This is a genomic window from Mesorhizobium sp. WSM4819, assembly GCF_055811215.1.
Genome location: NZ_JBVVQO010000021.1, coordinates 22,872 through 44,618, shown reverse-complemented (window position 1 = coordinate 44,618; position 21,747 = coordinate 22,872). Strand labels below are relative to the sequence as shown.

Sequence of the window (21,747 nt, the reverse complement as noted above, 5' to 3'; positions counted from 1 at the left end):
GCCTCCCTGCGCCAAGCAACCGCTCTGGCCTCGGCTCAGCTTACCAAAAATACGCAAATTCGAAAGCTTTCGAAAGATTGTATTTCTCATTTCTTTCGTAAACACTGGGTCCAGGATTTTGAAATCAAACGATTGGGGAATTTTGCACTCATGAGCCTCGGAACCAAGGTGCGTCTTGCGCGCCTCTTCTCGCATCCATCGGGGAACCTTTTTGGCGGCGCGGTCGACCACTTCGTCGGCTATGGCGACGTGCGCAAAGGCGGCCTTGCCGACCTGCCGGGTGCGCTCGCACGCGTCATGGTAGGCAAACCCGACTACGTCAGCATCCAGCCTGGCACCGCACGCCATCTGTGGCCGCAATATGCGGGCAAAGCTTCCCTGGTGATTCAGGCGGGCTGCTTCACTCCGGACGATCGCATCAGCGAGTTGATCGCAACGCCCGAGGATGCGGTGCGCGCGGGGGCCGATGCGTTGGCCGTGGCCATTCCGGTGCGCGGCGCGACCGAGGGCAAATACATACGCTGGCTGACCGATTCGGTGAATGCAGCGGCCCGCTACGGCATGCCTGTGGTGGCGCATATCTACCCTCGCGATTTCACCGACGGAGCAAAAATCGTCTTCACCCCCGACGAGATCGCCTATGCGGCGCGCATCGGCTACGAGTCCGGCGTCGACGTGATCAAGATCGGCTACACGGGCGATTTCGAGTCGTTCCGAGAGACCGTCCGGACCTGCCCGGTGCCGGTTGTGATCGCGGGTGGTCCGAAGACCGATACGCTGCTCGGCGCCCTTCAGCAGACGGCGGACGCCATCCGTGCCGGCGCGCGCGGTGCCGTGGTGGGCCGCAATCTCTGGGGGCATGGCGATCCGGAAAAGGCAGCGATTGCCTTTCGGGGCGTCATCCATGACGGCCTTTCGGCGCAACACGCCTTGGCGAAGGCGGGTGCCTGAACGATGCCCACCGTCCCTTCAATCCTCGGCTTCGGAGCTATTGCGATCGACGACATCGTCTATGTCGATCAGCCGTTGTCGGCGGGCAAGGGAAAGGTTCTGCAAAGTGCCCGAGCTTTCGGGGGAAATGTCGCGACGGCACTTGCCGCCGTCGCGCGGCTCGGCGGAACCGCCGGCTTCGTCGGATGGCTGGGCAGTGCCGCCGACGACGCCGTGTTGTGCGATCTCGTTGCGAGCGGCGTTGAAACCGCGTTCGCGCCGCGCCACCCGCATGCGCGCCCGGTGCACTCGCGGATCACCGTCGGTTCGGATGGGGAGCGGTTCATCGCGTATGACGACGAAGCGATGCTGGGCACCGCTCCGGATTTTCCGGACGACATCCTCAGCCGCGCGACCGTCCTGATCGTCGATAGCTACGCGATCCGGTCCCTGGATGTCGTGGCTCGGGCTCGCGATCTCGGCCTTGCGATCCTCGGCGATATCGAATGGAGCAGCGGCCCAGCCACGGAACGGCTGATCGCGCTCTGCGATCATCTCATTCTTCCACTCGGCTTTGCGCGGACTGCCACGGGGTGCCGATCGCCCGCCGAGATGCTCGATGCATTGTGGTTGCCGTCGCGGTCCGCAGTGGTTCTGACCGACGGTGGCAGGGGCGTGTACTATCGCGGGCGTGAAGAGACAGGTCTCTGGCACCTGCCCCCGCACAGGATTGTGGTCGTCGACTCGACCGGTGCGGGTGACTGCTTTCATGGCGCCTATGCCCATGCGTTGACGCGCGGAGCCGGCACCGCAGGCCGGGTGGCATTCGCGGCCGCGGCGGCAGCCCTTTCGATAACGGGCCGTGGTGGGCGCGAGGCGCTTCCGACCGACGACCAGGTTACGGAACTCCTGGCATCGACGAACGCGCCGTCAGCAGTCGAACTGAAAAAAACGCATGTCAATACTGGAACATAGCTAGAAATTATACGATGAAATATTTCGCAGGTGAACATGCTCCGAGGAGAGTTATAAAAATCAGCAGCTTATACTTGCGGAGGGAGGAATATGGCAGAAGTCATTCTTGAGAATATCTGCAAAACCTACGGCAACAATTTTCGCGCAATCGACCAATTGAACCTATCGGTCGAGGACGGCGAGTTCTTGATTCTCGTGGGGCCGTCCGGCTGCGGCAAATCCACCGCGTTGCGAATGATCGCGGGATTGGAGGACATCACCAGCGGCAGCCTTCGGATCGGCGGCGTCGACGTCGTCGACATGCCGCCCAAGGACCGCGACATCGCGATGGTTTTCCAAAGCTACGCGCTCTACCCGCATATGACGGTGTTCGAAAACATCGCCTTTTCGATGCGGCTGGCAGGCAAGCCGAAGGCCGAGCGCAAGAAGCGCGTGGACGAGATCGCCAAAACCCTTCAGCTGACGTCTTTGCTGGACAGCAAACCCGCGAACCTTTCAGGCGGACAGCGTCAACGGGTTGCCATGGGCCGCGCCATGGTGCGCGAGCCGGCCGCCTTTCTCATGGACGAACCCCTTTCCAATCTGGACGCGAAACTGCGCGTGCAAATGCGCGCCGAAATCACCAGTCTGCAAAAGCAGCTCGGCGTAACGACCATATACGTGACCCACGATCAAATCGAAGCGATGACGATGGGAGACAGGGTCGCGGTGTTGAAAGGCGGCGTGCTGCAGCAGGTCGATACACCCAAGAGGCTCTATGAATCGCCGGTGAACGCCTTCGTTGCCGGCTTCATCGGCTCTCCTTCGATGAACCTTTTCGAGGCGACCCTGACGGGCGACGAACTGATGTCCGGCACCTTTGCCATCCGGTTGCAGGAGGCAGCCTTCGTGCGCAGGCCGGGCTTGAGGTCGTTTGCGGGGCGCAAGGTCGTGTTCGGCATACGACCGGAGGATCTTTATGACAGCAGCCTCGAATCCGGTCGCAAGTATCAGACGATACCGGCCAAGGTGACCTCGATCGAAGAACTCGGATCCGAACATATTGGCCATCTGAACATCGACGCGGTCCGGGTGGACTCCGGCGATCCGGACGCGGTGGACGATTTTGGCCTGGCATCGAACGCGGTGGCGAGATTCGAGCCGATCAGCGCCGTCCACTCCGGCTCGGAAATCCGGTTGGCCCTGGATGATGCCAAGTTCCATTTCTTCGATCCCGAGACGCATCTGGCGATCTGAAGATCTGCGGCAGACCGCAGGCGAGAGCGAGGCGCCTGCGAAACGCAAGAAAGCTTCTGAGTAGAGCAGACGATCGTCCGCATTGTGCGGTCGATCTTAAAGAAGGAGGAGAAAATGATGTTTCGGATACAACCCGCGATGCTGAAAATAGCCGCGGCCGCATGGCTGCTTGGCGCAACCGGCGCCATGGCGGACACGACGCTGGAATTCACCCAATGGTGGGAGCCCGAATTGCCGGCCGGCTCGCTCAGGGCAATCATGAATGACTTCGAGGCTGCAAACCCCGGAATTAAGGTGACGCTCGTCAGCGGCCCCTATGCGACCACGCGAGACCAGATCTCGGTTGGTGCTGCAACTGGAACGCTTAGCGACGTCGTCGGTCTCGACGGCGCCTGGGTGAACAATCTGAACGCGCAGAATGCGCTGGCCGACATGAACCCGATGATGGATGCGAGCGAGTTCGACAAGACCCAGGTCGCGGATATCATCAAGGTGGACGGCAAGGCGGTGATGTTTCCCGTGGCTTCGTTCGTCTATCCGGTCTTCGTGAACATGGATCTCGCCGCCCAGGCAGGCGTGACCAAGCTGCCGTCGACCCGCGCGGAGTTTCTCGAAGCCGCCAAGAAGATGACCCATGCCGACAAGAACCAGTATGGCTGGGTGCTGCCCTTGTCGCTGCAAACGCCGTCCGGTGTCCAGAACGACCTGATGTCGTGGGTCTGGGCCTCGGGTCAATCGATGATGGCTGACGGCAAGCCGGCTCTCGAGGGCAAGCCGGTCGTCGATATGCTCACCTTCGTCAAATCGCTGAACGACGCCGGCGTCATTTCGCCCGGCATTGCCACCAAGACCGAGCAGGAAAAGGTCGAGGAATTCGTGAACGATCGGGTCGGAATGATGATCGACTCGCTCGCGCATGTGAACCTCATTCGCAAACGCAATCCCAAGCTGAACTTCGACCTCATCCCCGTCCCGGTCGTGGAGAATTACAACGGCAAGCGCGGCCTTCCCTACGCCTCCTGGGGCATCGGCATCTCTGCGGCCTCAAAACATCAGGAGGAAGCCTGGAAGCTCGTCCAATATCTGATGAGTGAAAAGGTGAACGCCAAGCTCGTGACGCTTGCAAACGCCTTCCCGGGCAACGTCAATGCCAAGCCCGATTTCGTGACCTCGGACAAGGCTTTCGCCAAGGCTTTCGAAATCTTCAAGACCGGCTATCTCGCCAACGAGTTCACGGGTCTGCCGGTGGCTGAAGACCTGATGACCCAGTTCGACGTGGAAGCCCAGAAGATGCTCGCCGGCGAGCAGTCTCCGGAAGAAGCCGCAGCCAACGCTCAAAAGGGCTGGATGGCGAAATTCTGAGCGACCTGTTCCCCGTTGCTATCTTTCCACCGGGTAGCCTGACTTAGGGCAGGCCACCCGTCAACAACGGATCGGCAATTTGAAAGATGGACCTCTTTCCGAAGCGCACCTTCCTCTTGAAGGCACATCCCAACGGTGGCACATGACTCGGCAGAAGCGCTCCCACCATCGACTGAAACGAGCGATCGCACCCTATCTCTATCTGTCACCCTCGCTCCTCATCATCGGCCTTCTGATGCTACTGCCGATGGTGACGGTGATTGGCTATTCGTTCCAGAACAGCGCGGTGCTGCGTCGCGACCCATCCTTTGCCGGACTGAAACACTACCATGCGATCTTTGCCGATCCGGTGTTCTGGGCCTCGCTGTGGCACACGCTCTACTTCACCTGCATGAGTGTCATCTTCCATATGACCATCGGCATGGTCTTCGCACTCATGCTGAACAGCGACCGCATCAATCCGACGCTGCGCAACATTCTGCGCGTGCTCTACATACTGCCTTGGCTGTTCACCGCGGTGATTATCGCCGTGATCTGGCGCCTCCTGCTCGAGCCGAACGGTGTCGTGAACAGCGTTCTCATGCAGATGGGCATCATCGGTTCCAAGGTCGAGTGGTTTTCCTCGACGGCGACCGCGCTGCACGCCGTCACCTTCGCCAATATCTGGGCGGGCTACCCGCTTTTCATGGTCAGCTTGCTCGCAGGCTTGCAGGGCATTCCCAAGGATTTCTACGAGGCCGCCGATATCGACGGGGCGAAGGCCTACCAGAAGCTGATCTTCATCACCATCCCGCAGCTGATGCCGATCATTATCAGCATCTCGCTGCTCGACTTCATCTGGACCATGCAGGTCTTTCCATTGATCTGGATAACGACGGGCGGCGGTCCGATCTACTCGACCGAGGTCCTCAGCACCTACACGTACAAGCTGGCGTTTTCGAGCTACAACCTGTCGCAGGCGTCGGCGAGCGCCGTGGTCATCCTGCTGATCTCTCTCGGCCTGACGCTGTTCTACATCCGCTATCAAAAGGCTCGGTAGTCACCATGAGGAAAAGGCACACACCGAAAGACAGACTGATCACCGTCGCGCTCCATGTCGCGCTTGCCGCAGGGCTCTTTTTCGCGGCCTTCCCGATCTACTGGATGCTGAGCAGCTCGTTCAAGTCGAATACCGAAATCTTTGCCCTGCCACCAACCGTCCTGCCGAAGGCCTTCACGCTGGAAGCGTATGCGGCCATCCTTGGCGACCCGGTAAAGCTGCGCTTCTTCTTCAACAGCTACTTCGTGGCCGGAGCGGTGACCGTGCTGACGGTCCTGATCGCCTTGCTGGCGGCTTATGGGTTCAGCCGTTTCAATTTCCGCGGAAAGGGCAGCCTCAACACACTCATCATCAGCACGCAGACGATTCCGCCGATCACGCTTTTGATCCCCTTCTTCGGGCTTGTCGTCTCGTATGGCATCTTCGACACCTACGTCGCACTGATCCTGACTTACCTGGTGTTTACGCTGCCCTACGCGATCCTGCTGATGACGGGATATCTGAACACCTTGCCCCGCGATCTCGATGAAGCGGTGGCTGTCGACGGCGGCACCAGCTGGACCGCACTCTGGCGGGTGATCGTCCCGATTTCACTGCCTGGTATCGTAGCGACGTCGGTCTACACCTTCCTGTTGTGCTGGAACGAATTTCTCTTTGCGCTGACGCTGACGAAGTCAACGTCCATGCGCACCGTCCCGATCGGCATCCAACTTTTGATGGGGCAGCACGCCTTCGAATGGAACCAGATGATGGCGATGAGCGTGCTGGGCTCGCTACCGCTCTTGCTCATCTACCTCGTTGCCCAGAGGTTCTTCCTCGCCGGCATGACCGCGGGCTCGGTCAAGTAGGATGTCCCTCCCACGGAGAACCGATGGGGAAGGCCGCGCGTCGAAATCGATGGATTGGACCTTCTCTGCTGGCAGGCGATATCGCCGCGCGGCCTCGGGCGTCTTCATAGCGCCGCTGAATCGTGCTCGTGCTGTTCATCCAGCGCCACATCAACAAAGGGCTGACGCAGGGCGGCATCAAGGAATGAAAGCATGAAAGACCTGAAAGTCGGTTGCCAGACCTTCACCTGGGAAATGCTCGGAGACCGGTTTGCCGGTGGTCCCGACGATCTGCTCAAGGCGATCGCCGATGGCGGTTATGCCGGCATCGAGATCACCGACACGATGATCGGCCGCTATGCCGACAGGCCGGCGGAATTCGCCACGGCGCTGAGATCGGCCGGCCTCACCCTTGTTTCTTTCGCCTTCGGCTCGAAGAGCGGCTTTACGCTGAAGGAGAGCATCGGCGCCGACCTCGAGACAGCGAAACGCTGGATCGATTTTGCCGCTGCCTTTCCAGGCGCGCTGGTCTCGATGGGCTCGGCCACCGTCGTGTCCGACGGCCCGCGCGACGACAAGTTCCCTATTGCTTCCGAGTTCTACAACAAGGCCGGCGAATTTGGACGCAAGGCGGGCGTCGAAATCGCTGTCCATCCCAGTTCCCACCACAACACGCTGCTGTTCGACCGTGCCGACTACGATCGGATTTTCGAACTGGTCGATCCGTCGCTCGTCGGTTGGGTGCCCGACACCGGACACATCTTGCGCGGCCATCAAGACATGATCGATACGCTCACCACCTACCGCGACCGTATCCGCTACGTGCATCTGAAAGACGTCGACGCCAGCGGCACCTGGGCTATGCTCGGCAAGGGCGTCTGTGACACCCAAGCTGTGATCGATATCGCCAGCGCCGCACCTCGTTTCAACGGCTGGCTGGTGCTGGAAGAGGAATCCGAGACCGCCGCCGCCGATCCGGCCGCCGCGGTCAAGACCAACCGCCAGACGATGTGCGGCTACGGCGCGTGAGGAAGAGACCATGATCCGGAAGCAAGACCGTCGCCTTCGTGTCGGCGTGCTCGGCTGCGGGCCGATCGCGCAATTCGCGCATCTCGAATCCTGCGTGAAGGCCGGCAACGCCGATCTCTATGCGATCTGCGATGCCGCCCCCGATCTTCTGGCGCGCATGGCCGCGACCTATGAACCCGAAAAAGTCTATGGCGATTACGATGAGATGCTGGCCGACCCGCAACTGGAAGCGGTGATCGTGGCGACCTCCGACGCCTATCACGTGCCGATGTCGATCAAGGCGCTCAAGGCCGGCAAGCACGTGCTGTGTGAAAAGCCAATCGGCGTCTCGGTCGAGGAAGGCGAGATGCTCGCCGATGCGGTCCGGCGCTCCGGCACGGTGCTGCAGGTCGGCCATATGAAGCGCTTCGACCCGGCACTGGAAGCGGCGCGCGATTTCGTCCGCGATGAGATCGGCGAGATCCTGGCGCTAAAAGCCTGGTATTGCGATTCCACGCACCGCTACACCAACACCGACGCGGTCCAGCCGCTGCCCGTCACCAGCAAGCTGGCACGCAAGCCGGGTGGCAATCCGAAGTCCGATCTCAGGCAGTATTTCATGCTCGCGCACGGCTCGCACCTTGTCGACACCGCGCGCTTCCTGTGCGACGAGATCGTTGCCGTGCGCGCCCGGCTCAACGAGCGTTTCGGCGCCTATTGCTGGTTCGTCGAAACCGAATTCGCCAATGGCGCGCTCGGCCACCTTGACCTCACCGTGGCTGTCCGCATGGACTGGCACGAGGGTTTTCAGCTCTATGGCGAACACGGCTCGGTGATCGCGAAGACCTTCAATCCCTGGTATTTCCGGGCGAGTGAGGTCGATATCTTTCACGAGAAGGATGCAACGTCGCGAAAGCCGCTCGGCGCCGACGGGCATTTCTTCAGGCGCCAGCTCGAAGGCCTCGCCGAGACAATCCTTGACGGCAAGCCGATGCGCGGCGCCAACGTCGAGGACGGCCTTGCCTCGATCCGCGCCATGGTGGCGATCGCCCGTTCGGTCGAAACCGGTGATCGCGTCGAGATCGCTTCCGTAACGGGAGCGGTCTGATGCAGATCGGGGTGTTCGCCAAGACCTTCCCCGGCAGCGAGCCGGCTGGCGTGCTGGCAGCGGTCCGCGACGCGGGATTTGCCGTCACCCAGTTCAACCTTGCCTGCGCCGGGCTGCCGTCGATGCCGGATGCGGTGCAAAAGGACGCCATTGATGCCATCGCGGCCGCATCGAATGCTTGCGGTGTCGTCCTTGCAGCGCTCTCGGGAACCTACAACATGGCCCATCCCGCCAAAGCTGTGCGCGACGACGGCCTGCGTCGGCTTGGCGTGGTCATCGAGACCGCGGCAGACCTTTCCGTTCCGCTGGTCACCTTGTGCACGGGAACGCGCAACGCGGACGACCAGTGGGCATATCATCCCGACAATAGCGAGCCCTCGGCATGGGACGACATGGCGGGCGAGATGGAAAAGGCGTTGCAGCTCGCGGAGCGTCACGGCGTCGATCTCGGCATCGAACCCGAACAGGCCAACATCGTCACCTCGGCGTCGGACGCGATGCGCCTCATCGCCGAGATGGGGTCGACACGGCTGCGCATCGTGCTCGATCCGGCCAACCTGTTCGAGCAGGCGAGCCCCGAGGAAGCGCGCGCCATCGTCGCCGCCGCCGTCGAACGCACTGCGGGCCACGTCGCCATGGCCCATGCAAAGGACCGTTTCGCTGACGGCCGCTTCACGACCGCCGGCCGGGGTGTCGTCGACTTTGCGGATTTCGTCGCCAGGCTGAAAGCATCGGGTTTTGACGGGCCGCTGGTCACGCATGGCCTCTCGGCCGAAGAGGCCCCCAGCGTTGCCCGCTTCCTCAAAGGGCTGGTGTGATGGCGCGCCTGGCCACGCTGCTTCGCGATAACGCCACGCTTCGGATTTCCGATAGTGGCGACGGCATTGCGGTCATCTTTCAGCATGGGCTGGGCGGTGGCGACGCGCAGGTCGCCCAGGCCTTCCCTTCCGGGCCGGGCTTGCGGCGCATCACGCTGGAATGCCGCGGGCACGGCGCCTCCGGACTGGGCAGCCGCCGGCCGTTTTCCCTGGAGATGTTCGCGGACGATGTTGTTGCCGCCGCCGATCAGGCCGGTCTCGATCGTTTCGTCGCCGGCGGCATTTCCATGGGCGCGGCGATCGCCATGCGCCTGGCCTGCCGTCATCCGGACCGCGTCGCTGGTCTTCTCCTGGTGCGGCCGGCCTGGATTTTCGACAGCGCGCCGGTGAACCTGCGGCCGATCGCCGAGGTTGCCAGGCTCATCCTGGACCACGGGCCCGACAAGGCGAGGGCGATCTTCGCGCAATCGGAAACCGCCGCGCGCCTGCGGCGTGAAGCACCCGACAATTTTGCCTCGCTGATCGGCTATTTCGACCGGCCGGACGCCGCGCCATTCGCGCAGGTCCTCGCCGACATTGCCGCCGACGGCCCGGGCGTCTCGGCGCGCGCCGCCGCGGTGCTTGGCATTGCCACGCTGGTCATCGGCAATGCTATGGATGCGGTGCATCCGCTCTCGGCGGCCCTAACGCTCGCCGCAGCCATTCCCGGCGCGACCTTTGCAGAAGCCCATCCCAAGGCGCTCGACAGCGTCAGGCATTTCGCCGAGTTGCAGGCCGAGATCACGACCTTCCTTCACACCCACTCGAATTTTCGGAGCCTCATTCCGTCATGACGACCAAAACCCTGTCCGGTCCCGCCGCCATCGCCGCCCTGCCGCGCAGCCGGCTGCTCGGCGAATTTTCGCTGTGGTCGGCCGATCTTGCCAATATGGAGCGCGACCTGAAGCGCATAGAACCTCATGTCGACCTTCACCACATCGACGTCGCAGACGCCCGCTTCACCCCCGGTTTCCTGTTCTTCCCGGATCTGGTAGCGCGGATCGCCGGGCTGACGGCAAAACCGATCCATGTTCACCTGATGGTCGAAGCGGAGATCGTCGAGGAGCAGACGCGCCAGTTCATCGAGGCCGGTGCCGATCTGGTCAGTGTCCACGCCGAAAACGGCGAAGCCGGCCTGCGCGCCGTGCGGCTGGCGCATGCGCTCGGCGCCGAGGCCGGCGTGGTGCTCAGGCTGGAAACGCCGGTGGCCGCGGTCACGCCATTCCTGTCGCAAGTCGCGTTTGTGACGCTTCTCGGCACATCCATCGGCGTCAAGGGCCAGAGCCTTTCCGAGCAGGCCTGCCCACGTTTGATCGAAGCGCGCGCACTGATGAGAAAAACCGGTCGCGAAACTGACATCATCCTGGCTGCCGACGGCGGCATCCGCCACGAGACGGTGCCCCGCCTGCGCGCCTCTGGCGCCGAGACGGTGGTGCTCGGATCGCTGGCGTTCGGCGACCCCGACCTTGCGCAGCGCATTCGCTGGCTGCATGGGCTGGAGGTCGCCGCCTGATGACAAGACTGGCCCTCGCCTTCGATCTCGGCGGAACGGAGCTGCGCGGCGCGCTGGTCGAGAGCGACGGCGGCGTTGTCGCGCAGGTCTCGGCGCCGACGATGGCGATTGCGGGATCGGATGCGGTGATCGGCCAGATCATCGCACTGGCAGGGGCTCTTCTGACACAGCGCCCACAGGCGGATGTCGCCGGGATCGGCATCGGCGCGCCGGGACCGCTCGATCCCAAGGCCGGTATCGTGATCGCGCCGCCGACGCTGGCCGGCTGGCACGATGTGCCGTTGATCGACATTCTCGGCAAGCATTTCGGCCTGCCGGTGCGTCTGGAAAACGACGCCAACGCGGCAGCGCTGGGCGAATGGCGCTTCGGCGCCGGCCAAGGTACCGGATCCCTCGTGTTCGTCACCGTATCGACCGGCATTGGTGGCGGCGTCGTCGCCGACGGCCACATCTATCACGGCCGGCGCGGGCTTGCGGCCGAGATCGGCCACATGACCATCACCGGCGAGGGCGACCGCTGCTTCTGCGGCGCCGTCGGCTGTTTCGAGGCGGTCGCCTCCGGTACCGCGCTCGGGCGGCGTGCCACGGCGCTGACCGCGCCGGGCGACGGCTCCCTGCTTAGGCGCCTTTCGGCTGACGGCGACGTTTCGGCCAGGCACGTCGTCGAAGCCGCACGTGCCGGCGATATCAGCGCGCTCGAATTGATCGAGGCTGAGGCGAAGTGGCTCGGCATCGGCTTCACCAATCTGCTTCACCTCTATTCGCCGGATCTGATCGTCATGGGCGGCGGCCTCGCCAACGGTTTCGACCTGTTGGCTCCGACCATCAGGGCAACCGTCGAGCAGCGGGCGATGCCGGCCTACAGGGATGTGCCGATCGTGCCGGCGCAGCTTGGCGACCGCGCAGGACTGATCGGCGCGGCCAGCCTGATCCTGTGGGAAGGCGAACCGGGCGCGCCGTTGGCGATGGCGCAGGACAAGGACAGCAAAGGCGGCCGGACCGAACGTGTCGCCGGCAGGGAGGCAATGCATCGCTGAGCTCAAGCTGCTGGCGCCGGTCACCTGTGGCCCGGCGCTGGTGCCGCTGCATTCGGCGTTCGCGGTGGATTCATAGGCTGAAGCCACACAACTGACGACGCCGGCATCAAGCTGCTTCGCCCCCGCAGCGTCAATTTCTGCTGCACCGCAGCACATCAAAAACCTCTGCATACCATTTTAAATGTTGACGCATGTTAATTTTTTCTAAAACATGCGGAAATGCTGACAAGGCATCGGTCAGCGCTCCGGGAGGAGAAATGCCAGACACGAAAATGGCCATGACCGGGCGCTCGGAAACCGCCGTGCGGCGATCGCCGGTCGGTCGGTCGCCCGTCATCGCAAGCGCCGGGCTGGCCTTAGCCGGCACAGCCGTTCCGTTCGCCGGGCAACGGGTCGATTGCGACACCACCAACAAATTAGGAGGAGGAAGAGCATGCGTATGTTCAATTGCCTGACGCTTGGCGCAGGCCTGTTTGCAATCGTGATTTCAGTGCCGGTCCATGCCGAGGACGCGGCCCGCGTCGCGGCGATCGTCAAGGGTCTCGACAATCCCTTCTTCCAGTACATGCACCAAGGCATCGAAGAGCAGGCCAAGGCCGACGGCGTGGCCGTCACTATCCAGGCAGCCGCAAATATGGGCGACGCTACCGGGCAGGCCGATCGATTGACCGCCATGGCCATGCAGGATTTCGACTGCTATCTGGTCAATCCGATCAGCGTCAGCAACCTCGTCCAGGCACTTGTCCCTGTCGCCCAGAAGAACAAGCCGATCGTCAACATCGACAGCACCATCGACGCCGAGCAGGCCAAGGCCGCCGGCTTCACCATCTCAACCTACATCGGCACAGACAACGTTGCCGCCGGCGTTCTGGCGGGCGAGGAGATGCTGAAGCTGGTTCCTGCAGGCTCCAAGGTCGCGCTGGTGGCCGGCATTGTCGGCGATGTCGGCAGCAACGCCCGCATCAAGGGCTTCAAGCAGGCTGTCGAAGGCAAGCTCGAAGTCGTGGTGATGGTCAGCGCCGACTGGGATCGCGAGAAGGCGCTTACCGCGGCCACCGACATCCTGGCCGCGCATCCCGATCTCGCCGGCTTCTTCGCCGCCAACGACATCATGGCGCTCGGCGTTCAGCGCGCCGTCCAGACCTCGGGCAAGGACGTCAAGGTGATCGGCCTCGACGGCATCGTCGACGCGTTGAAATCGGTGGCGGCCGGCGAACTCGCCGCGACCGTCGCGCAATATCCCTATGTCGTCGGTGCCATGGGCGTGGAAGCCTGCAAGGCAGCGGCCATGGGCAAGGAACTGCCCGCCAACGTGCCGGCGCCGGTTCTATTGATCAACAAGGACAATGCCGAAGCCTCGCTGAAGAACTTCCCGCGTCCAGGCGACGACTATCCCGATCCCTTCCGCGAGATGTTGAAGTGAGCATTCCTGAACAAAACGCGCCCGTGCATACTGCGGGCGCGGCGGAGGAGAGCCGCCCCTCCCTGTCGGCTCTCCTCCTGGATCCTTCCTTCTGGGCCGACTGGGCATCGGTCGTCGGTCTTGTCGGCCTCGTCATCGTCTTCGGCATTAGTCAGCCGGTCTTCCTCAGCATCGCCAACTTGCAGGCCCTGCTGCTGGCCGCGGCGATCCTGGTCGTGCTGTCGATCGGCCAGACCTTCGTCGTCGCGACCGCCGGCATCGATCTCTCCTTGGCGGCAGCCGTCATGCTGGGCGCCATCATCCTCGGGCTCGTCGATGCCGCGGGCTATGGCATCTTTCTCGCCTGCGTGCTCGCCGTAGCCGCCACCAGCGCGGTCGGTTTCCTGAACGGCGCGCTCATCACAGCCGGTCGAATACCCGACTTCGTGGTAACGCTCGGCACGCTTTCGGGCGTCACCGGGCTCGGCCTGATCCTGTCGGGCGGCGAGCCGATAATGGTCGGCTCGACCTTCCTGCTGCGGCTGGCCTCGGGCTCCCTTGGACCGTTCGGCTATCCCGTCTGGGTGGCGATATCAGCCGTTCTGGTGGCGCATATCGCGCTCTTCCACACCCGCTTCGGCGTGCATCTGCTGGCGACCGGCGGCCAGGTCGAAAGCGCCAGCGCGCTCGGCATCCACACCAACCGGGTCAAGATCGTCGCTTATACGATTTCAGGCTTCTGCGCCGGCATCGCCGCACTGCTTCTGGTGGCGCGCATCGGCTCGGCCGAACCGCAGATCAATACCAGCCTTCTGCTCAATTCGGTGGCGGCAGTCGTCTTGGGAGGTGTCAGCCTGTTTGGTGGACGCGCCAGCATTCTCGGCCCGGCGATCGGAGCGCTGATGCTAACCGCTCTCGTCAACGGGCTGACGCTGCTCAGCGTTTCGGCCTTCTACCAGCCCTTGGCCGTTGGCGCCATCGTGGTGCTGGCGGCACTGATCATGCGGTATCAGAAATGAGCGCCGTCAATCACTCCCCGTCGGCCGACGCGATCCTCGCCTGCGAAGGACTGAGCAAGCATTTCGGCGGCATCCGCGCCTTCACCGATGTCGCCTTCCAGGCCCGCCGTGGCGAGGTCACCGCGGTGATCGGCGACAATGGCGCCGGCAAGTCGACGCTGATACGCTGCCTGGTCGGCGTGCATGTGCCGGACGCTGGAGACATTTTCTTCGACGGCCGGCTGCACCCCTTCGCCAATCCCGACGAGGCGCGCAAGGCCGGCATCGAGACGGTGCACCAGAACCTCGCGCTGATCGATGAATTGACCGTCGCCCAGAACCTGTTCCTCAACCGTGAGATCGTGCGCCGGATCGGCCCCTTCGCGCTGCTCGACCGCAAGGCGATGAAGCAGCAGGCGCGCGCCATGCTGTCACGCCTGTCGATCAACATGCCTTCGGTCAGCCAGCGCGTGCGGCGCCTGTCGGGCGGACAGCGACAGGCGATCTCGATCTGCCGCGCCGCAGGTTCCGGCGCCAAGCTGGTGGTGATGGACGAACCAACCGCAGCGCTCGGCGTGCAGGAGACGGCCAATGTCGAAGCCCTGATCCGGCGGCTGCGCGAACAGGCCGTCAGCGTCATCCTGGTCAGCCACAATTTCGATCAGGTGCGGCGCCTGTCCGACCAGATCTGGGTGATGCGAGCGGGACGGATGGTGGCGACCGTCCGTTCATCCGAGACCACCGGCAACGAACTCGTCGCGCTCGTCACCGGCGCTGCATGACGGACGGCCGGGTCGAGCCGCACCTGTAGCCATAACGAGCTGTTGGCTGAAACAATTGGTTTGCGAAGGGAGTGTGCCGTGGCGGTGATCCGTGTCGGGCTAGTGGGACTTGGAGAGGTCGCGCAATCAATCCATCTGCCGGTGCTGAGCGATCAGCGCGACAGCTGGCTGGTATCAGGCATCTATGATGTGTCGCCGAGCCTGATGGCGCTGTGCACATCCGAATACCCGACCGCCAAAGCCTTCGAAACGGCAGAGGCGCTAATCGACTCGCCGGATATCGACGCGGTTTTCATCCTCTCGTCAGACGAGACCCACAGCCGTTTCGTCCGAGCCGCCGTCCAGGCGAACAAGCATGTCCTCTTGGAAAAGCCCGCCTGCCTGACGGTGCGCGAGATCGACGAGCTTCTGGCACTGACGCCAAACTACGCCAAGACGATCTTCGTCGGCTACATGCGCCGCTACGCTCCGGCCTATCTTGCAGCGATGGAGGAACTGCCTGACTTCGCCGACATAACCCATGTCCGCATCTTCGACCTGATCTCCGAGGGCCGGCATTTCCTGAAGAAGAGCCAGAACGTCCTCTATCCCACCGACATAGATCCGGCCCTTTTGGCACGCGGCGCCGGGGAGCGCGAGGCGCTGATTCGCGAAGTGGTGGGCAGCGATGCGCCCGCCGATCTCGTACGCGCCTATCGCGGCCTGACGGCGCTGAGCTCGCACCATATTTCGGCGATGCGCGGGCTCCTCGGCGAACCGGCCCGTGTGCTGGCGGCGCACCGCACCAATGGCGGGGCCAACACCAGCGTGACCTTCGACTACGGCCATTTCGCCTGCTGCTACGACGCAGTGGTCGACGATCTCGGCCTGTTCGACGCGATGATCGAGGTGCGCTCGAACACCAAACGGGTCCGCATCATTTACGACACCCCCTACATCCGCAGCCTGCCGACGCGACTCGAAGTGACGGAAGCCGGGGCAGCCGGCCCGGTGACGCGGACATTCGGGCCGCTGTATGGCGACGCCTTCTCCAACGAACTGGAAACCTTCCACCGCCACATCACCGCCAGGACGAAGCCGCTGACCGACCTAGCGGACTCCCGCCGCGACCTGGCGCTGATGGCCGAGATTATCGAACAGATGAAGAAGACTGGCGACCGCCGCAGCCTGCCGCCTACTTCCCGCAATGGTGATCGTTGATCTTGTTCAAGGCATTCGCGTCGGGCCCGACCCGATGATAGGAGCAGGGCCCTGCGGCTGTCGTGAACAACTGCCGATCATAGTAGCGCGGGCCGCCGAACAGAATGTCGATGATGTTGCCTTCGGCGGGAACGTAGCGCTCAGGGTGAGGCCGATCATCGCGATCTCCAGCCAAGGCCGCGGCGGACATGCTGCAGCCCATTGCGAAAACGAGAGCGCGGATCGCAAAGCGTTTTGTTGTCATCACCAATCCCCTTCCGGCCGTTCGGCTTCTCACCATACATCCAAAATCGCCAGCCGGACAAAAGTTCCCTCACCCTGGCAGACCAGCCCAACCATATGACCTGTCACAATAGCTTTATCCTGCGGCGTTGCGCGGCAATCTATCCCGCAATCTCCAGCAAGGACGATATCAGCAACCGGCGTTCGTCGACCGAAAGAACATCCGAATCGAAGAGATTCATGCTGCGAAGTCCTTCGATGGCGAGGTAGCAGACCAGCAGCGCCTTGAGGTCCGGCGATTCTCCCTTGAGCCGTTCGAAAACCTGCCGCCTGAACGCTTTTATCGGCGTCAGGAAATCGGGATCCTCGGCGATCGCCGAAAATATCCAGGACGCCGACGGTTTCGATTCCGCGGCATGTTCGGCCGAAAGCTTGATGTAGGTCGCAAGCGGGCTCTCGCCCGCGACGCCGGCAGTGCGGGCGGCGTCAAGCGCCTGCTCGAAGGCGCGAAGATAATCCTCAACCAGCGCCTGCATCAGCTTCGCCTTGGTCGGGAAATTGTACAGCAAGCCGCCTTTCGACACCCCGGCCCGGCTGGCGACGGCGTCCAGCGACAGGCTGCCGGGCCCTGTCTCGCGTGCCACATCGGCGGCGGCAGCGAGAATTTTATCACGCGAATTTGCTCTGCGGGCTTTCATCAATCGCTCCCCCATACATTAGCCTACGCGGAATTGACAAGACCGTCCAGACGGTACAGTAAGGTCGCCGTCATTTGATATCGGGACCAGTCACAGCTATGTGTTTGGGTCATCCGACTGTTGTGCCGGGCCATGGCCAAGGGGACTGTTCGTGATCAAGCGTTTTATCATCGCCTTCATTCTGCTCGTGGTGGTCTGCGGTGGCATCGTCGGCTTCAACCTGTTCCGCGACAATGCAATGCAGGAATTCTTCGCCACGATGAAGCCGCCGGCGGCGACCGTGTCGACGATGATCGTCAAGCCGACGGGGTGGACGCCGGGCGTCGAGGCGATCGGCACTGTCAGCGCGGTGCGCGGCGTCGACCTGACCGTCGAAACCGCCGGCATCGTCAAGGACATCCTGTTTCACGCCAATCAGAAAGTTGAAGCCAACGCGAGTCTCCTTCAGCTCGACGATGCCGCCGAACGCGCCGATCTCGATGCGACGAAGGCGCAAGCAGCGCTCGACCAGACGGCGTTGACACGCGCCCTTGAATTGCAGAAACGCGATGTCGGCTCGGAATCGACGCTCGATACGGCGCGGGCAGCCGCATTGGCTTCCGCTTCGCGGGTCAACAGGCTGCAGGCGGTGCTCAAGCAGAAGCTGCTGACAGCGCCCTTCGGCGGCACCGTCGGTATCCCCAGGATCGACCTCGGCCAGTATCTCTCACCCGGCACTTCCGTAGCGACCCTGCAGGATCTGGAGACGATGCGGGCCGATTTCTCGGTTCCCGAACAGCAGCTTCCGCTGCTGAAGATCGGCCAGACGGTGCGGCTGGGCATCGGTGACGGCGAGCTGCCGTTCGCCGGCACCATCCGCGGTATCGACCCGAAGATCGATCCGACCAGCCGGCTGGTGACGGTCAGGGCCGAGGTCGCCAACCCCGAAGGCAAGCTGACCCCTGGCCAGTTCGTGCAGGTGCGCGTCGAACTGCCCGAGGAAAACAACGTGCTGACGGTGCCGCAGACCGCGCTGACCTCCAGCCTCTACGGTGACTTCGTCTTTGTGGTGCGTCCAGTGAAGCCAGCCGCAGCCAATGGCGCCGCCCCTGCCGCCGCGGCCAACGCGGAAGAAAAGCCGACCACGGATAGTGCGAAGCCCGCGACTGAAGCGCCCGCGGCAAAACCCGAGGAACAATCGGCTGCTGCGCCGGCCGAACCGACGGCGGAAGAACAGAAGCCGCAGCTCGTGCTTGCCCAGGTGTTCGTCAAGCCAGGCCGCCGTAATGCCGGCCTGGTTGAGATTCTGGAAGGCATCGCCCCCGGCGACGAAGTCGTTACCGCCGGCCAGAACCGCCTTTCCAACGGCATGTCCGTTGCCGTCGACAACACCATCGATCCGACCAAGCCGGTAAACCAGCAGGCAGCCCAGAAATGAGCTTCTCCGACATCTTCATTCGCCGTCCGGTCCTTTCGACCGTGCTCGCCTTGATGATCCTGCTTCTGGGTTTCCAGGGCATCTTCAGCCTCTCGATCCGGCAGTATCCGGAGGTCGAAGAAACGGCCATCACGATCACCACAGCCTATCCCGGCGCCAGCGCCGACCTGATCCAGGGGTTCATTTCCGCGCCGATCGCCCGTGCCGTCGCCTCGACCGAAAACATCGATTACGTCACGTCGGCGAGCCGGCCGTCCTCAAGCACCGTGACGGTGCAGATGAAACTCGGGTCCAACCCCGACGTCGCGCTGAACGAAGTCTTGTCGAAGGTACAAAGCGTGCGCGGCGACCTGCCGGACGAGTCCGAAGACCCGGTGATCGTCAAGGGCACCGGCGAGCAGTTCGCGATGATGTATATCTCGATGCAGAATCCGAACATGACGCCGGAACAGCTCACCGAATATATCGAGCGCGTCGTGCGACCGCGCATGTCGACGGTCGAGGGCGTCGCCGACGTGCAGATCTTCGGGGCCGCCGAATATTCGATGCGCGTCTGGATAGACCCGATCAAACTGGCGGCGCGCGGCGTGACGGCGTCGGAAGTGCTGACCGCGATCAACGCATCGAATTTCCTCTCCGCACCCGGCAATACCGAAAACGAATATGTCGCCTCCTCGATCACCGTCCGCTCGACGCTGCAGACGCCGGAGGCTTTCGCCGCTCTTCCGCTTCGTTCGACAGGCGGCAATGTGGTGCGATTGCGCGACGTGGCGCGCGTCGAGCTCGCCGCGGCGAATACCGACACCAGGGTCACTTTCAACGGCAAGCCCGGCATCTTTCTCGCCATTTTCCCGACGCCGGCCGCCAATCCGCTGACGACGGCGGGGGCGATCCACGACATCGTGCCGACGATCCAGGAGACGCTGCCGCAAGGCATGACGATCGAGATCGTCTACGATTCGACCGAGCAGATCAGCGCATCGATCGAGGAGGTGTTCAAGACCATCGGCGAGGCGGTCGTCATCGTCATCGTCGTCATCCTGCTTTTTCTTGGCTCGTTCCGCTCGGTGCTGATGCCGATCGTGACTATTCCCCTGTCGCTGATCGGCGTCTGTTTCCTGCTGTTTACGCTCGGCTATTCGATCAATCTTTTGTCGTTGCTGGCCATGGTGCTGGCGATCGGCCTCGTCGTCGACGATGCCATCGTGGTGGTGGAAAACATTCACCGCCACATGGAGGAAGACGGTTTGTCGCCGATGCAGGCGGCCTTCAACGGCATGCGGGAGATCTCGTCCGCCGTCATCGCCATGACGATAACGCTGGCCGCCGTGTTCGCGCCGCTGGCCTTCACCGGCGGCCTGACCGGCGCCCTGTTTCGCGAATTCGCGGTGACGCTTGCCGGCTCGGTGGTGCTTTCGGGTGTCGTCGCCCTCACCGTCACCCCAATGATGTCGGCACGCATCCTGAGGGCCGGCTCGCACAGCCGCTTCCAGCGCATTGTCGACAACACGTTCAGGCGCGTCGAAAACGTCTATGAGCGGCTGGTCAGCGGCTCGTTGAAATACCGCCCAGTGACGCTGATGGTCGTCATCGCACTGGTCGCCACGACCGGCTTCATGTTCACCAAGACCGCGAGCGAACTGGCGCCCGAAGAAGACCAGGGCTTCCTGCTGTCTCTTGTGAACGCGCCGCGCTACGCCACGTCGGACTACACCGAAACCTATGTGAACCAGATTCTCGGGCTGGTGAATGACATCCCCGAAACCAGGGCGCGGTTCTCCGCCGTCGCCTTCGGGGGCCCGACGAACAGCGCCTTCGTCGGTTTCGCTTTCAAGGACTGGGCCGAGCGCGCGCGCAGCTCGAAGGAACTTCAGGAAGACATCACCGCCCGCCTCGCCAAGGTGGCGGGCGTCGAGGCTTTCGTCTTCGCACCGCCGACGCTGCCCGGCTCCGGCGGCGGCCTGCCGGTCACCATGGTGGTGCGCTCGACCGGCGATGCCTCCCAGGTGTTCGAGGCGGCCGAGGACATCAAGAACAAGGCGCAGGCCTCCGGTCGCTTCCTCGCCGTGCAGAATTCGATGTCCTTCGATGCGCCGCAAGTGACGGTGACGATCGACCGCGACCGCGCCGCGGCCCTCAACCTGCCGATCGCCGACATCGGCCGGACGCTGACCCTTTTGGTCGGTGGCGCCGAAGTGGCGCAGTTCGACCGCGAATCCAACAGCTACGACATCATCCCTCAGGTGCCGCAGAACTTCCGCGACAACCCTGAAAAGCTGGCCGAGTATTTCGTCCGCAGCGCGTCGGGCGAGATGGTGCCGCTCTCGGCGGTGGTGAAGATCTCGACCAACGCCTCGCCGGCCGTGATCGAGCAGTTCAACCAATTGAACTCCGCCACGATTTCCGCTCTGCCATTGCCCACCATCACCACCGGCGACGGGCTGAAGACCATCGAGGACATCGCCAGGGAAAGCCTGCCCGACACGTTCTTCATCGACTATACCGGCCAGTCGCGGCAGGAGAAGGAACAGGGCTACACGATCATCATCGCCTTCGCGGCAGCTGTTCTTGTGATCTATCTGGTGCTGGCGGCGCAGTTCGAAAGCTTCCGCGATCCGTTGATCATCATGATGTCGGTGCCGCTGTCGATCTTCGGCGCAATCGTGCCGCTCAATCTGGGGCTGGGTACGCTCAACATCTACACGCAGGTCGGGCTGATCACGCTGATCGGCCTGATCACCAAGCACGGCATTCTTCTGGTCGAATTCGCCAACCAGCAGCGCGAGCTCCACGGGATGCGGCGGCGCGATGCGATCGTCGCCTCGGCCAGGGTGCGGCTAAGACCGATCCTGATGACGACGGCGGCGATGGCGCTCGGCGTGGTGCCGCTGATCGTCTCCAGCGGCGCAGGCGCCGCAGCGCGCTATTCGATGGGCCTGGTGATCTTCACCGGCATTCTGGTGGGAACCATGTTCACCCTGTTCGTGGTGCCGATGTTCTACACCTTCATCGCCAGCAAGGACCTGCCGCATCACGCCGAGAAGCCGGACCCGAGGCTGATGCCGGTGCCTGTCGATTGATTGAGAAAAAGGCCGGAAATTCCGGCCTTTTTCTTGGGCAGTGATGTCCGACCGCA

The 21,747-nt window shown here is 62.8% G+C and carries 21 protein-coding genes; 18 read left to right on the top strand and 3 right to left on the bottom strand.

Features of this window, described 5'->3' with window-relative positions:
• The first annotated feature begins 150 nt into the window (after positions 1-150).
• From AC0L18_RS19580 to AC0L18_RS19525, 12 genes are all read left to right on the top strand, one after another.
• Positions 151-951, top strand: a complete 801-nt coding sequence (locus AC0L18_RS19580; RefSeq protein WP_473493802.1) for an aldolase — start codon at positions 151-153, stop codon at positions 949-951.
• A 3-nt stretch (positions 952-954) separates the two neighbouring features.
• A complete protein-coding gene (locus tag AC0L18_RS19575; protein WP_473493801.1) occupies positions 955-1,905 on the top strand; it encodes a PfkB family carbohydrate kinase in 951 nt (316 codons plus the stop codon).
• Positions 1,906-1,995: 90 nt separating this feature from the next.
• On the top strand, positions 1,996-3,141 hold the full coding sequence (locus AC0L18_RS19570; protein WP_473493800.1) for an ABC transporter ATP-binding protein: 1,146 nt from the start codon (positions 1,996-1,998) through the stop codon (positions 3,139-3,141).
• 114 nt (positions 3,142-3,255) lie between these two features.
• Positions 3,256-4,503 (top strand): ABC transporter substrate-binding protein, encoded by a 1,248-nt coding sequence (locus tag AC0L18_RS19565; protein ID WP_123150270.1) that lies wholly within the window; start codon positions 3,256-3,258, stop codon positions 4,501-4,503.
• A 142-nt stretch (positions 4,504-4,645) separates the two neighbouring features.
• A complete protein-coding gene (locus AC0L18_RS19560) occupies positions 4,646-5,542 on the top strand; it encodes a carbohydrate ABC transporter permease (protein WP_473493799.1) in 897 nt (298 codons plus the stop codon).
• A 5-nt stretch (positions 5,543-5,547) separates the two neighbouring features.
• Positions 5,548-6,390, top strand: a complete 843-nt coding sequence (locus AC0L18_RS19555) for a carbohydrate ABC transporter permease (RefSeq protein WP_023797144.1) — start codon at positions 5,548-5,550, stop codon at positions 6,388-6,390.
• Positions 6,391-6,582: 192 nt separating this feature from the next.
• Positions 6,583-7,398 carry a sugar phosphate isomerase/epimerase family protein gene (locus AC0L18_RS19550; RefSeq protein WP_473493798.1) on the top strand — a complete coding sequence of 272 codons (816 nt, stop codon included), beginning with the start codon at positions 6,583-6,585 and terminating at the stop codon, positions 7,396-7,398.
• Positions 7,399-7,408: 10 nt separating this feature from the next.
• Positions 7,409-8,485 (top strand): Gfo/Idh/MocA family protein, encoded by a 1,077-nt coding sequence (locus AC0L18_RS19545; RefSeq protein WP_473493797.1) that lies wholly within the window; start codon positions 7,409-7,411, stop codon positions 8,483-8,485.
• The gene (locus tag AC0L18_RS19540) at positions 8,485-9,303 is read left to right on the top strand and encodes a sugar phosphate isomerase/epimerase family protein (RefSeq protein ID WP_473493796.1); all 819 of its coding nucleotides are present in this window, start codon (positions 8,485-8,487) and stop codon (positions 9,301-9,303) included. The genes AC0L18_RS19545 and AC0L18_RS19540 overlap by 1 nt, the downstream gene beginning before the upstream one ends.
• Complete coding sequence (locus AC0L18_RS19535; RefSeq protein ID WP_473493795.1) at positions 9,303-10,136, top strand: alpha/beta hydrolase; 834 nt, start codon at positions 9,303-9,305, stop codon at positions 10,134-10,136. The genes AC0L18_RS19540 and AC0L18_RS19535 overlap by 1 nt, the downstream gene beginning before the upstream one ends.
• Complete coding sequence (locus AC0L18_RS19530; RefSeq protein WP_473493794.1) at positions 10,133-10,855, top strand: ribulose-phosphate 3-epimerase; 723 nt, start codon at positions 10,133-10,135, stop codon at positions 10,853-10,855. The genes AC0L18_RS19535 and AC0L18_RS19530 overlap by 4 nt, the downstream gene beginning before the upstream one ends.
• Positions 10,855-11,892 (top strand): ROK family protein, encoded by a 1,038-nt coding sequence (locus tag AC0L18_RS19525; RefSeq protein WP_473493793.1) that lies wholly within the window; start codon positions 10,855-10,857, stop codon positions 11,890-11,892. The genes AC0L18_RS19530 and AC0L18_RS19525 overlap by 1 nt, the downstream gene beginning before the upstream one ends.
• A gap of 130 nt (positions 11,893-12,022) precedes the next feature.
• Here the strand turns inward: AC0L18_RS19525 and AC0L18_RS19520 are convergent, their stop codons facing one another.
• The gene (locus AC0L18_RS19520; RefSeq protein WP_473493792.1) at positions 12,023-12,229 is read right to left on the bottom strand and encodes a hypothetical protein; all 207 of its coding nucleotides are present in this window, start codon (positions 12,227-12,229) and stop codon (positions 12,023-12,025) included.
• 96 nt (positions 12,230-12,325) lie between these two features.
• On the opposite strand from AC0L18_RS19520, the gene AC0L18_RS19515 reads away from it, so the two are divergent.
• From AC0L18_RS19515 to AC0L18_RS19500, 4 genes are all read left to right on the top strand, one after another.
• On the top strand, positions 12,326-13,315 hold the full coding sequence (locus tag AC0L18_RS19515; RefSeq protein WP_473493791.1) for a sugar ABC transporter substrate-binding protein: 990 nt from the start codon (positions 12,326-12,328) through the stop codon (positions 13,313-13,315).
• Complete coding sequence (locus AC0L18_RS19510) at positions 13,312-14,313, top strand: ABC transporter permease (RefSeq protein WP_473493790.1); 1,002 nt, start codon at positions 13,312-13,314, stop codon at positions 14,311-14,313. The genes AC0L18_RS19515 and AC0L18_RS19510 overlap by 4 nt, the downstream gene beginning before the upstream one ends.
• Entirely contained in the window at positions 14,310-15,074 is a 765-nt protein-coding gene (locus AC0L18_RS19505; protein WP_473493789.1) for an ATP-binding cassette domain-containing protein, read from the top strand. Before AC0L18_RS19510 ends, AC0L18_RS19505 begins: the two co-directional genes overlap by 4 nt.
• A gap of 78 nt (positions 15,075-15,152) precedes the next feature.
• Positions 15,153-16,274: a Gfo/Idh/MocA family protein gene (locus AC0L18_RS19500; protein WP_473493788.1), complete on the top strand. Its 1,122-nt coding sequence runs from the start codon at positions 15,153-15,155 to the stop codon at positions 16,272-16,274.
• On the opposite strand, the gene AC0L18_RS19495 is transcribed toward AC0L18_RS19500, so the two are convergent.
• Together AC0L18_RS19495 and AC0L18_RS19490 are read right to left on the bottom strand one after the other, a co-directional pair.
• Positions 16,249-16,464: a hypothetical protein gene (locus tag AC0L18_RS19495; RefSeq protein ID WP_329608797.1), complete on the bottom strand. Its 216-nt coding sequence runs from the start codon at positions 16,462-16,464 to the stop codon at positions 16,249-16,251. The genes AC0L18_RS19500 and AC0L18_RS19495 overlap by 26 nt on opposite strands.
• Before the next feature lie 193 nt (positions 16,465-16,657).
• Entirely contained in the window at positions 16,658-17,194 is a 537-nt protein-coding gene (locus tag AC0L18_RS19490) for a TetR/AcrR family transcriptional regulator (RefSeq protein ID WP_473493787.1), read from the bottom strand.
• Between the two features lie 151 nt (positions 17,195-17,345).
• On the opposite strand from AC0L18_RS19490, the gene AC0L18_RS19485 reads away from it, so the two are divergent.
• Together AC0L18_RS19485 and AC0L18_RS19480 are read left to right on the top strand one after the other, a co-directional pair.
• Positions 17,346-18,611 carry an efflux RND transporter periplasmic adaptor subunit gene (locus AC0L18_RS19485; protein ID WP_473493786.1) on the top strand — a complete coding sequence of 422 codons (1,266 nt, stop codon included), beginning with the start codon at positions 17,346-17,348 and terminating at the stop codon, positions 18,609-18,611.
• Positions 18,608-21,691 carry an efflux RND transporter permease subunit gene (locus tag AC0L18_RS19480; protein ID WP_473493785.1) on the top strand — a complete coding sequence of 1,028 codons (3,084 nt, stop codon included), beginning with the start codon at positions 18,608-18,610 and terminating at the stop codon, positions 21,689-21,691. The genes AC0L18_RS19485 and AC0L18_RS19480 overlap by 4 nt, the downstream gene beginning before the upstream one ends.
• Positions 21,692-21,747 lie beyond the last annotated feature (56 nt).